Genomic DNA, 14,017 nt, shown 5'->3' on the forward strand with positions numbered 1-14,017 from the left:
ACCCTCGCTTTCTTGATCCTTCGGCTCTCCTACCCGTTGAATTGCAGCGGTACATTCTCCAGAAAAAGTGCCTGCAGCAGCTCGAAGTGCTCATCGGGGTCTTGAAGATACATCGAGACTTCATCGAGCAATTGCAGCTCCTCGAAATCCATATCCTCTATTCCTTTTTGGCAAATAGGAGGATAATCCCAGTATCGCAGCTCCCGTCCAAGCACAGCATGCAGATCATAACAGAGGTTGTTGCGAATATAATGCATTCCCCACGATTTTTTCACGCCAAAAAGCTGCGGGTTGATCTCTTTGTCTCTGGCCATCAGCCAGGCACCTCCGGCCAACAGGAAATCATCCCCTTGAAGATCGACAATTTCCATATCGGGGTCCACTCTGATCCAGCGCGATTCGCCTTCGTTCCACACCTCGCAAATCCAATGATCTATATATTTCAATTGATGCTCGGAGAGATACCTAGCGAATCCGACTCTGCAGCGCACGGGAACTCCCAGAGAGCGCAGCATGGAGATAAGCAGCAGCGAATGATAACGGCAGGAGAGAATCAAGCGTTCGCGGGGCAGCCGCTCATTGATAATTCCATTGGCATTGCGTTCCACCAAGGCTTCGAGCATGTCTTGAACGGTATAGAATTTCTCGTCTTCATTTTTGGTATAGGAAGTAAGCAGATGCCTTACCTTCTTCACCGTCGCCGGATGAATCAATTGACATTTAATCAATTGGCATAACCCGCTCAGATCACTTGGCAGCTCATCAAAGAGATAGCGCAGGCTGAACGGGTCTGTGTTCGGAGTATACTCCGTGTAAAATTGCAGTACCTGAGATTTATTCATTGTCCGTATACCCCCTTCTTTTTGCGCTTCGTTGCTTCATCCGCTCTCTTCCTTGATTCCGTGTGAATATTTGTTCCTGCGGCGCTTCATCCCGCTCATTCTGATCATTTCCGGTTAAATACTCGGCCAGCGCGTGAATATTTGCGTATTCGAACAGGGTGAGCAGCGGGATTTCTTTCTGGAATTCCTGCTTCAGCTTATTGTTAATCATTGCAATCTGGACGGAGTTGATGCCCATCTCAAAGAAATTGTCCAGTATACCGACAGACTCCGCTTCCAGAAGCTCCTTAAAGATGTTTACAATCCTCTCTTCAACTTCATTGCGCGGAGCCGCATAGGCTGATGTCTGCTTATTGCCCTGGGGCTGCTGCTTCAGCAGCGCCTGTACATCTATTTTTCCATTCGCAGTCAAAGGAAATTGCTCCAGCACGTTAAAAGAATACGGGATCATATACTCGGGCAGAACCTTGGCAATTTGTGCTCTGACTTCATTGACGAAGGCTGCTTGATCTGCCGAATGAAAGTCTGGAATCAGGTAGGCGCTCAAACGCTTTTCTTCTCCATCTGCTGCCAGCACAACCGCATGCCGGACCCCTTCACAACGCTGCAATTGCGCCTCCACTTCGCCCAGCTCGATGCGGTAGCCGCCCACCTTCACCTGCTGGTCCTTCCTGCCCAGGAACTCCATCCAGCCCTCCCGATGCAATACTCCGTAGTCGCCGGTCCGGTAAATGTACCCCAATTCGGGATGATGGATAAAAGAATGGCTGGTCTTCCCCGGATCATTCAGATAGCCGTTTGCCACACCGCTTCCCCCGATGAACAACTCGCCGGGCACTTCAAGCGGGCAATAGTCCAACTGCCCGTTGAGGACATACAATTGCTGGTTGGCTAACGGCCGGCCATAGGGAATGCTTGTCCACTGCGGCATTACCTCATCTATTGGATAATAGATGGACCATATGGACGCTTCCGTTGCACCTCCACAACTGATCAGCCTGGCTGCAGGGAACAACTGCTTGACGGTCTCCGGCAAATGAAGGGGAATCCAGTCCCCGCTCAGCAGCACCAGCCGTAAATCAAAGCTGCTCCGAGACATGCCCTGCGCCCTTATTTCTGCCCCCACCCGGTCCATGATTGCGGGAACAGAATTCCAGATGGTGATCTTACCGGCTGACAAGGTAGCGGCTAGCTGCCCGATATCCTTCTGATCCTTCACCAATACAAGCGTTGCCCCCGCAGCAAATGCTCCAAAAATATCATAAACAGACAGATCAAAGCAAAGCGAAGAGATGCCCAATATCCGGTCCCCAGCATTCACCTGGAATTTCTGATTGATATCCAGCACCGTATTGCATGCAGCCTTATGGCTAATCATCACGCCTTTGGGATGTCCTGTGCTTCCTGAGGTATAAATTACGTAAGCCAGGCTTTCCGGCAGATGGGCGCTGTGCTGTAGCTCCGCCGGCTGCTGCCCTCTATGGTTTTGCCCGTAATCATGCGCCTCCAGAACAAGCTTGCACTGACTGTGGTTTCGAATATAATCCACCCGTTCCTGCGGGTATTCGGGATCAATCGGCACGTAGGCAGCACCGCTTTTTAGGATGCCTAACAGATTGACAAAGGTGGTGATTTCCTTCTTGGCAATTACTCCAACCCTATCACCGGGGCTTACCCCAAGGCTCTGCAGGTAACCGGCGACCTTGTTCGCGCGCTCATCAAGCTCTTTGTAAGTAATGCTTGCCTCAGCAGCTTCAATGGCTGCCGCATATGGGGTTTGGTGAGCGGCTTCCTCCAAAAGCCCATGCAAGGTCCTGCTGGGAATCGGCGCTTCTGTATGATTATAGGCTTGAATGCTGGCATAGTCAGACGCCGGGATAGCCGGAAAGTCCATTTCCTCACGGGAATGCAATATAGCCTCGATTCTTGAAAGATATTGCTCAAACATGGCATCCATCAGGGCTGGATCAAACAGTTCGCTGATATAGTCCCAATTAATGATCATTTTCCCATGAATCAGCGCCACCTGGTTATCGAGATAGACCTGGGACGTTTGCGTGATTCCGCCAGTGCTCTGCTTTCCGTCAGAGGCATCGCCCTGTTCCCCGTCTGCTTCCCCGCCGTATTCACCATTTTCAAACAATGCGCTTGTGAACACAATCGGCATCAGCGCCTTGTTCCCCAGCTCTCTCCTTTTGCTGATTTCCCGCATCACATCAATACCGTCGAAATGGCGATGGGCCAATGCTTCCATCAGCACCCGCTGAACGTTGCCCGCTTTCTCCCAGAAGGAATCCCCGGGATTCATGCGCACCTCCAGCAACAAGAGAGAGGTGAAGTCGCCGATCAGCTTGTCCACATCAGAATGCAAGGGCAGCCGGTTAAACAGTGTCAGATTCAATCCAAACTCAAGCTGATTGCTCCAATTCGCCAACACTTCCGCATAGACGGTGCATAACACCGCCGAGGGGGTCAAATTATGGTTTTGCGAAATTTGTTTGAGTTGCCGCCAATGCCGGTGCGAATATTGCTTCGACTTCCGCTTGAAATAAGGATTTTTTACGTGCTGCGGTTGTGTCAGCAGAGGGAGGCTGGGTGCCAAAGAGAACTCATCCACTTTGTGCATCCAATACTCCTTGTCTTCCAGATACCACTTGGTGGTTTTCATCTGCTGGTAACCTACAATGTAATCCCGGAAGGTAATGGACAGTTCATCCAGCGGTAATGAGAGGTCAGCATACAGCGCCAGGAGTTCATTCTGCAGGATCTCCAGACTGTAGGCATCCATAATCAGCAGATCAAAGCTGACGCACAGCAGGCTCTCCTCCCCGGAAGAGTGAAATGCCACGATTTCAAACAACGGCCATACCTTCGGATTGAAGATATGATGAGACATTCGCTCTCTTTCTTTATCCATTCTCTCGTCTTTGGCTTCTTCAGTGTATCCGCTCAGATCGTATTCACGAATATGGTATTCCGGCACTTCGGGCAGAATCTGCTGTGTGGCGTCCGGCAAATACACAGTGTGGAGCGCGGGATGTCTTCGAATCAGGATATTGAGGCATTGGTTCAGCCGGCGAATGTCCAGCTCCGTGGCAATTTCCAGATACGAGTGGGTCGAAACGCCGCCCAATTCAAAATGGCTGCTTCTGCCCAGGTAATAGGCCATTTGCACATTGGTTAATGGAAACGGTTCGTGCCGGTTGGCAGGATCTGCGGCAATGAACGGCAACTCCTGCTCCCGCTCCTCATCTATAGCCTCTTTGATGAAACCCGCTATCCTCTCTATCGTTTGCTGTTCAATAAAATGAGTAAACTGAAAGGACACCGGGAACCATTTGTTGATCTCATATACGAGCTGCATGATTTGAATCGAATTTCCGCCCATTTCAAAAAATCCATCCTGCACACCCACATCCTCAATACGCATTACTTTCCGCCAAATTTCATGAAGTTTCGTCTCCACCTCACCCTGCGGCTTGCGTGCTTCGCTTGGTTGAACCAGCGTACCCGTTACAGGCGGCAGCGCCTTCACGTCGAGCTTGCCGCTAATCATGAGCGGAATTTTGTCGATCTGCATAAAATGCTGCGGAATCATGTAGACAGGCAAAAATGTCTGCAAATGCTCCCGGAGCTCCCGGCCCGAAACGGTGTGGGCTGTTGTATAATACGCAACCAGTATTGGTTCCTCTTGGGCATCCTGCCGGGCACAGACCACAGACTTTTCGATTGCCGGATGAGTATCGAGCTGCTTCTCGATTTCCGCCAGCTCCATGCGGTAGCCGCGGATTTTCACCTGAAGGTCTGCTCTTCCCAAATATTCAATGACCCCCTCCTCCGTCCACTTGGCTATATCTCCCGTACAATAGATTTGTTCACCCGGACGGTACGGATTCCCAATGAACCTCTGGTCGGTCAGCTCCGGGTTGTTCTGATACCCCCGCACAACACCGTGACCGCCGATATACAAGAGGCCGGGAACGCCTATGGGCTGCAGCAGAAGCTCGTCATTGAGGATATAAATTTGTGTATTCCTGATCGGTTTCCCTATATTTACGGGACCTGTCGTCACCTCTTGTGCCGTTGACCAAACCGTGGTTTCCGTTGGACCATAAAGATTAAATATCCGGCTGCTGTTCATAATCCTTCTTGCCTGCTCTACCAAGGCCTGTGGCAAAGGCTCCCCTCCGACAAGCAAGTAACGCAGGGAGCTTAGCGCCTTCGCCGGCTCTGAATCAGACAGCAGAAGCTTCAGACGCGACGGCGTGGTCTGCATAACGCTGATCTCCGCCTGTCTTACCAAGGTGAGCAATTCGTGTACATCTGTTTGCTGAAGCTCATCGGCAATGACCACCGGGTACCCGGCTAGCAGAGGCAGGATGCTCTCCACCCAGAAAATATCGAATGAGACCGTTGTCAAACACAAAAATGTCTCATCTTTCCCCAAAGACAGCCTATCCAGCATCGCTGATAAAAAATTCATTAAGGAGCGGTGCTCCACCAGAATCCCTTTCGGCAAGCCGGTAGTTCCCGAAGTATACATGCAGTAAGCCAGATCGCGGCTGCTGTGTTCCGTCGGTAAAGGTAGGGGAACACCCTGCCCACTCTCCAAGCTGCGCATGTCCATGACAACACGATTTCCCTGGTTCTCTACAGAGGTGTTGGTCAGGATAACTTGAACCCGGGAGTCATCCAGCATATAAGCAATTCTATTTGCCGGAAGGCCCGGATCAATAGGCAAATACGCCCCGCCGGCCTGCAATATGGCTAGTATTCCTACGATCATGTCAACCGAACGTGTTGTAAGGAGTGCAACGATCTGGTCGGGGCCGACTCCTTGTGCCTGCAAAGCATATGCCGCTTGTTTCGCCCGAAGATCCAGCTCGGCATACGTGATGCTCTGGTTGCGGAATGTGACAGCCACTTTGTGCGGATGCTCTTTCACCCTGTCTGCAAAAATCCGATGAACGGTCAGTTGCTCCGGATACTCACCCGCAGTCTGATTGAACTGGTGAAGCAGCCGGTCCACCTCCTGATCATCGAGCAGATGAATGGTACCCAGCCTCTGTGAGGGATGTTTCAGCACTTCCTGAAGGATTGTACGGAAATATCGGATAAAGCGCATAACCGTTTCTCTTTTGAACAAATCCGTAGCATACTCCAAAGTGAAAACAAGCTCGCCTGCCCGCTCCTCGCCGTCCAGTGTCAGATCAAAGCGCGACGTTGTTGTCTTGTAGGGATAAGGCTCTATTTGCAGCTCATTCAGATGGACCTGACCGGCTTCCCGCTGTTGTACATTGGCATTTTGAAAAGCAAACATCACATCAAACAAGGGATTCCGTCCGAAATCACGGGGAATCTGAAGCCGGCTGACAAGATCCTCAAACGGGTAATCCTGGTGCTCCAGCGCATTGGAAATATTCGTTTTCAGGGCCAGCAGAAATTCTGCAAATGTCAGCTCTTTGGAAACCCGGCTTCTAACCGGAAGAGTATTGACAAACATGCCGATTACATGCTCGATATCGCTGTGATTTCTTCCCGAGGTGGGCATTCCTGCAATGACTTCCTCCTGGTCGCTAAGCTTAGCCAGCAGGATATTCCAAACCGCAAACAACACCATATACAGCGTCGCTTCCTGTTGTGCTGCCAGCTCTTTAATTTCCTGTACCTGCTCTTTCGGGATGCTGAACATCTCCGCGGACCCCCGGTAGGTCTTGAATGCCGGACGTGAAAAGTCTGCCGGTAAATGAAGCAGCGGGATTTCCCCGGAGAACGTTTCCAGCCAATAGCCCTCGGCGGCTTCATTGTTGACATTCGCTCCATCATTCCGCCATTCCGCGTAATCCTTGTATTGTATAGTTAATGGCGGCAAGGCGCCGATGCTCCCGTCATTTTGATACAGGGCGGTGAACTCGTCGATCAGGATGGCATTGGAGGTCCCGTCCGTGATGATATGATGAATGTTGAACACAATAAGATGCTGGTGTTCATTTTCCTTAAACACACCAACCCTCCACAACGGCGCTGCCGCCAAGTCAAAAGCCTGTATCCATGCCTCGATGTGCTTGTCATTGACCGTTTCATGGATTGCCACAGTGTCAAGGGCTAGCTGAACCTCCTCCTCAATCCATTGAACCCATTCCCCGTCGATTCTCCGGAAGCAGGTTCGCAAGCTCTCATGTCTGCGCATCAACTGATTCAAGCAATCCTCCAATTTCCCGTAGTTCAAGGGCCCCTTTACTCGCAGCGCAATGATATTGTTGTACTGTTTATTTGCCTTCTCCATTTGGCTCAGGAAATAGAGTCTTTTCTGTCCCGGAGTCAACGGATAGCCCTCTCTTTGGGGTGCGCGTTTGATCTGTGCATAATTCGTCTGGTTGGCTTCTTGGAGGACCCGGGTGATTTCACGGATTGTTGGCTTGTGGAAAAATGCAGGGAGCGGAAGCTTGACTCCAAGTCTTTTGAAGACCAGTGAAATAATGGTGATCGCTTTCAGCGAATCCCCGCCCACGGCGAAGAAATCCTCGTCGATGCCGATTGCCGCAATCCCCAAAACGGTACTCCAGATCCCGGCAATCTGCTGCTGCAGCTCGGCTTCCGTAAGCGTGCTGCTGCCTGCTGCTACTGTTCCGGCTTCCGTTGCATGGGCAGCAGCCTCCTGCTCCAAGATAGCCTCTACGCTGATGTTGTTGCTCTCCTCCATCAATGCCGGCAAATCGAGCGCAGAAACGATTACCCGGTTCATCTGGTTCTCCATGATATACCGGAATACGTTCACCCCTTGCTCAGTCGTGATGGCCTCAGCTTCAAACTGAAGGTCGTTGACCTCCTTGTGCAGACCCCGGCTCTTCTCCATCGCTTTTACGGACATTCCGGCTTCCGCCCAGTCGTTCCAGTTAATCGTGGCTGTAAAGCCTTCCCGGTGCTGTAGGCGGTAGTGTGCAAAGGCATCCAAAAATTCATTTGCGGCATTGTATCCCACTTGTCCGAATTTGCGGCCGTAGATATAGTTGCCGATAGATGAAAATAAAACAAAAAAGTCCAGCTTGCGGCTGCGGAAAAGCGTATCCAGAACGATGGTCCCTGTAACCTTGGGCAGCAGCACCTCTTCGGTCATCGCTTGGGTTCTTCGCTGGATGACTCCCGCATAATCGGCAACGCCAGCCGTGTGCAGGACACCGGTGATTGGACCCAGCCGCGCTTCCGCTTGGGCGATCACCTGCTGCATGGCGCTGAAATCTGAGATATCGGCACTGTGTACCTCGATCACCGCTCCCCCCGCTTCCAGCGCTAGAATGGTTCGAATAATCCGGGTTACTTCTGCGTTATCTGACCGGTTCACCCACTGGGCCCAATCCTTTTTCGGCGGAAAAGCAGAACGGCCCACCAGAACCAGGCGGGCTGAATACTGCTTGGCTAAATACTCCGCCAGCGCCAAGCCCATTCCTCCCAGCCCCCCGGTAATCATACAGACAAGACTGCTCTTGATAAGCGAAATCTTGTCCGGGCTGGCCAGCAAAAGCGGCTTATGGATTGTTTCAATCCACCGGCTTTTACCGCGATATGCGACCTGCTTGTTCGGCAAATCAAACTTTAATTCCCGGAGCAAATGCCGGGCCTGTTCTTTTTTTTGCGAATCATTATCTTCCGTCAGCGGGAAATCCACATGGCACACCTTGATATTGGGATACTCATAAGGAATGATTTTGCCCGCACCCAGCAGCAGCCCTTTCATCGGGCACAGCATTTCTTCTTGAGTTATTGAATATAGCCCATTCGAAACAATCTGCAGAAGCACCTCTTGAGTAACAGCCGCAGAACCAACAAATTGGACCAGACGCAAAATATGATGCAAAAACAATTGCTGGCCGATTTCAATATTGGCTAGCTCCGGCTCCAACATAGAGGTGACCGGCCAGAGATAACAGATGTAATCAGGAACCGTATCCATACTACGATACAGCCGTTCCATCTCTTCGCTGTGCAGTGGATTCACTCTGTAGTGATCTGCCGTCATTTGCCGGTAATGCTCATCTTGTTCAACAATAACGCAGCGGATCTGTTGTTGCTTGAGCAGATTGCTGAGCGCTTCTCCCAGGCCGGTCGAATCACTGAAAAGGAGCCAGACTGCATCGCTGGAGAGCATTCGGCCCTCATAGTTAGGAAGAGCGGCGCTTTCCCAGGCAGGTACATACAACCATTTGCCGATGTCGTCACTTCTTGCCGGGGGGCAGCTCCCGGATCGGGAAGAATTGAGAAGATGCTTCCGGTTAAGCAGCGCTGTATCTACCGGGAACTCCTGACGGTCAAAGGCATAAGCGGGCAAGGAGAGTCGGTTGCGCTGCTCGTATTGATATAATTCCCGCCACTTGATGTCCTTGCCGTATAGCCACATTGAACCTACAGCAGTCATAAGAGAGTAGCTGTTCAGCTTGTCCAGGGCGATAATTTGCGGCTTAGTAGTCTGCATGTCCAAGAATGGCTCTGCCTCATCCCCTGCACCTAGCACCAGCCAAATCTCCTCCCGCCGGGCAGCCCTGCGCTCAGTCTTGGGGTGCTGCGTCCCGCAATCATCCGAACTCAACAGAAAGGAACGCATAGCCTCTTCAAGCGGAAGTTCTCCCGCCAGGCAGGCGGCCAGCCATTGACTGCTCCCCTTCCCGATTACAGCTTCCGGTTGCAATCCCCATTCGATGAACAATTTCCCTGCCGCATAATAGCTGCCGAACGCGAGAACCGCATGGTACTCGTCTTTCCACAGGTCCTCCTGCTTTATCGCAGCTTCGCCCGGAATAAGCCGGTTAATGATTCCCAGAACCTGATCCATCCAGCGGCGGGCACCCGGCTCCTCCTGATACCATTGCTCAAGCTCATCAAGCTCGCTCTTGCTCCATGTCCGCTGCTCAAAGTCAGGAATCACAAAAATCACCGGAGAGCTCTCCCATCCTGCGGTGCCTTCCCTAGTTGCCGTTTCAGTGAATTGAAGGACCCGGCAGCTCTTCCGGTTGACAAGGACCAGCTCGCGTATGGGAAAATGCTTTCTGCCCACTTGCAGTGTATATGCAATATCTTCGAGCCGGCTTTGTTCCGCTTTGGAGTACCGCTCCAGCTCCTTTTTGATCCCCGCCAAAGCCGACGTTGTTTTCGCTGATACGGGAAGCAACTGCCACTCCCGCCCAGCGGAGGATTCCCGCAGAGGCGGTGCTTGCTCGACAATGATATGGGCGTTGGTTCCACCAATGCCGAACGCGCTGACCCCGGCCCGCAAAGGCCCGTTTTGGACGGGCCATTCTGTCAGCCGGTCATTAATATAGAAGCCCTTTTCAATGACATTCAACACCGGATTCGGCGTTTGAAAATGCAGCGTTGGAGGCAGCAGATTATGTTTCAGCGCCAGAACTGTCTTGATAAAGGACGCGATGCCTGCTGCGCTATCCAGATGTCCAATGTTGGTTTTGACTGAGCCGAGCGCACAGGTATGCCTTCTCTCCGGGTTATAGCCCAGCTCCAGGGCCTCCAGTTCAATCGGATCGCCCAGCGGCGTCCCTGTCCCGTGACATTCGATGTAATCAATGCTGTCCGGCGGGACCTCAGCCAGCTTGAGCGCTGTCCGAATAACCTCTGCCTGTCCGAGGGTGCTGGGGGCTGTAAATCCCGTTTTGTGATGACCGTCATTATTCACTGCGGAGCCTTTGATCACCGCATAGATCTGATCACGGTCATCAAGGGCGTCCTGCAGACGCTTCAGGACCACTACGCCCGCCCCATCTCCCCCCACGATCCCCTTTCCGTCTTCGTCAAACGCCCGGCATTTCCCGTCCGGGGATAAGATCATTCCCTCCTGATATTCATAACCGCTTTTCTCAGGCAGGGTGACCGTGACCCCGCCGGCCAAGGCAACATCGCACTCGCCGTTCAGCAGCGACTGCGCTGCCATATGCACAGCGACGAGAGAGGTGGAGCATGCCGTATAAATTGACAGGGCCGGGCCTTTGAGATTTAATTTGTGCGCGATCCGCAAGCTTAAATAGTCTTTATCCAGCAGTTGAGAGGCGGCCCAATGCCCTATAACCTCGCTTTTGCCGGACAACCCCATAAGCCCTTCCCACATATGATTCGGAGATGCCCCCGCGAACAGCCCGACAAGCTGCTGATCCGCCTCCGCCGCATAGCCGGCATCCTCCAGAGCCGCCCAAATACACTCATGGAACACTTTCATTTGCGGGTCCATCAGCTCTGCTTCCAGAGGCGTATAGTCAAAAAAACGGGCGTCAAAACAATTGCCTGCTTCCAGATAGCCCTTTGCCTTGACGTACTCTGCCTTAGCGGCTACATCCGGATCTACTCCGGCGGCAATCAATTCCGGTTCACTGAAGGTCCGAACCGAATGAACGCCGTTCTTTAGATTGTCCCAGTATTCTGAAATCGTGCTTGCTCCCGGAAACCGGCCGGCAAGGCCAATTACTGCAATTTCCAAACCATTGTAATTTTGCACGGTATCATCCCTACTTTTTCAACAGACGTAATTTTTGCCTTCTTGCCCGCTTGCCTTCCTCGATGGAAGCTTCTCTTGAATCGGCATTCAGTTCCGTCACAGGACTGTCCGCCTTGAGCATCTTAGCCAGCATACTTATCGTTGGATAGGTGAATAAAGTGACAACCGGCACCTCTTGCCCCAATGCCTCGGACAGGGCTTTGCTGATTGTGATTGCATCAAACGACGTTCCTCCCAGATCGAAGATGGTCGAATGCACCCCAATGTGATCCATTCTGAGAACGCTTTTCCAAATCTCCGCAATCATGTGCTCCATTGCTGTGCTTGGCGGAGTCAACGCCGCTTCGGCCTGCTGCTTAAGCTCGAGGGCATTAAGCTTGCCGTAGTCCACTTTTCCATTGAGTGTCAACGGGATCTTTGAAATGGGCAGCAGGATGGAAGGGATCATATAACCGCTTAAACGCGTTTGCAGATACTGCCTGATTTCCACGGGATCAAAAGCATCCTCGCGCCCCTCTTTTATTACAATGTAGGCAACCAGGATGTGGTTCTTTGGCTCGATCTCCCGTGCCGACACCACCGCTTCCTTGATGGAATCTGCCGTCAGGAGATGGGCGGAGATTTCGTCCAGTTCAATGCGGAACCCTCTTATCTTCACCTGGTTGTCGCTGCGCCCTGCATACTCTATTTCACCGCCCGGCAGATATCTGCCGAGATCGCCGGTCTGGTAGAGACGTATCGAGCGCTCCCCAATCCTGCAGGTTCGAAATCTTTCTCCGGTCCATTCCTCCCGATGGATATAACCGCGCGCAACCCCTTCGCCGCCAACCCATATTTCTCCGACAGTGCCAATAGGGACTTGCTCATGCTGCTGATTGAAGATATAGACCTCTACGGTGGAAAAAGGCACCCCGATGTTGTTCTGATTTGATTGGATCTGCTCTGCCCCGATTTCTTTAAACGTCGTATGCACCGTCGTTTCGGTAATCCCATACATGTTGATGATCCGGGTGCCGGGATATTTCACTCTCCAAGCCTCCAGCTTCCCCGGCTGCAAAGCCTCTCCGCCAAGAATCACATAACGCAAACGCAGCTTCTCCCCGGTATCTGCCAGCTCTTCCTGAATGAATTGGTAGAAGGAGGAGGGCGTCTGGTTGAATACGGTTACGTGCTCATTTCGAAGCTGCTGCACAACATACCGATAATCTGTCTTGAGCAGCGCAGGAATCAGCAGCAGCTTGCCGCCATGCAGCAACGCGCCGAAAATTTCCCAAACGGAAAAATCAAAACCAAACGAATGAAAAAGGCTCCATGTATCCTGACAGGTGAAATCAAACCTGTTATTATCGTGAAAAAATAACCGGACTACATTTCTGTGTTCGATCATGACACCTTTGGGGTTTCCTGTAGTGCCGGATGTATAGATGATATAAGCCAAATCGTTAGGATGAATGACAGGCTCCAAGTTGGTGCCCGGATACTGCTCCAGCCCGGGGTCATTGAGAAAAACCACCTCACAGTCCCCGCCGGTCCCTGGCGGTAAGGAAAGCGATTGAACCGTTAGTATCTGCCTGGTCCGGCTGTCTTTCAGGATATAGTCCATCCTCTGCGCCGGCAGGTCCGGGTCGATGGGCAAATACGCGCCTCCCGCCTTAAGGACCGCCAGAATGCCAATAATCATTTCCAGAGAAGGCGGCAGGATCAAGGCTACCACCGATTCGGCCGTTACACCAAGCCGGCGCAAATGATAGGCCGCTTGATTCGATTTGCGGTTCAGCTCTTGGTAGGACAAGCGCTCATTGGCAATTACGACTGCCGTATGCTGCGGATATTTAAAAGCACATTCCTCAAAGAGGGAAGGAATCGTCGCTTCTTCCGGGAAGCCCGCAGATGTCGCATTGCTGCGTTCGATAATTCGCCGGTCCCTCTCTGTCAGAATCGAAAGCTCCTGCACAGAGCGGTGCAAGTCTGCAAGCGACCGCTCCAGCAGCACATGGAAGTGCTCCAGCAATTGGCGAACCGTATCGGTACTGTAGACCGAAGCATTGAAGCTGATCTTCCCCTGGAGCACGCTCTCCTCCCTTTCGACGATCAATGTGAAATTGGACAGCGCTCCGGTTAGATACTGCTCGTCCTGGATGTTGCCCACTATCACGGATACATCCAAAAAACCGGGTTCTAAGCCTGCCTGCTTCAGCATTAGCTCAAACGGATAGTTCTGGTGCCGGGCGGCTTCGGAAACCGTCTGCTTCATCAAGGAGATCAAATCAATCATCCGCATGTCGTTGTGAATCTGTACGCGAACCGGGAGAACCGTATTAATGAAATCCTCATCGCTATGCTGCCTGTAGATGCTTGTGCCAAGCACGATATCCGTCTGTCCCGAATATTTGAACAGCCACACGGAAGTGAACGCGAGCAGCAGCACATGCAATCGGGCATCGGAGTAATTGCTGATGTGCACCAGCTTGCCGGCATGGGCGGGGTCCAGTGAAAAGGGTATTGTCTCTATATGGCGTTCCCGATGAAGATCTTTAGGCTGTTCGCAGGGGAAGCAGCTCTTATCAGGCAGGCCATCCAGCTTGTGCAGCCAGTATTGATGCTCCTTCTTGTACACATCATTCAAATACGGCACATTTGCGAAGAAATTGCCTTTCACGATACCCCACTCCTTAGCAGT

General features: G+C 51.9%; 3 protein-coding genes. All 3 read right to left on the bottom strand.

The genetic code is table 11. The annotated features are described in order from the left end of the window. Nucleotides 1–29 precede the first annotated feature (29 nt). Genes B212_RS0119385 through B212_RS31925 form a run of 3 tightly spaced genes read right to left on the bottom strand, consistent with a single transcriptional unit; the run spans nucleotide 30 to nucleotide 13,996 of the window. On the bottom strand, nucleotides 30–842 hold the full coding sequence (locus B212_RS0119385; RefSeq protein ID WP_019912667.1) for a transglutaminase-like domain-containing protein: 813 nt from the start codon (nucleotides 840–842) through the stop codon (nucleotides 30–32). Next, nucleotides 835–11,337: a non-ribosomal peptide synthetase gene (locus B212_RS31920; RefSeq protein WP_019912669.1), complete on the bottom strand. Its 10,503-nt coding sequence runs from the start codon at nucleotides 11,335–11,337 to the stop codon at nucleotides 835–837. Before B212_RS31920 ends, B212_RS0119385 begins: the two co-directional genes overlap by 8 nt. A gap of 10 nt (nucleotides 11,338–11,347) precedes the next feature. Next, nucleotides 11,348–13,996: a non-ribosomal peptide synthetase gene (locus tag B212_RS31925; protein WP_019912671.1), complete on the bottom strand. Its 2,649-nt coding sequence runs from the start codon at nucleotides 13,994–13,996 to the stop codon at nucleotides 11,348–11,350. Nucleotides 13,997–14,017: the final 21 nt, after the last annotated feature.

Source organism: Paenibacillus sp. HW567 (assembly GCF_000374185.1).
Taxonomy (GTDB): domain Bacteria; phylum Bacillota; class Bacilli; order Paenibacillales; family Paenibacillaceae; genus Paenibacillus_AQ.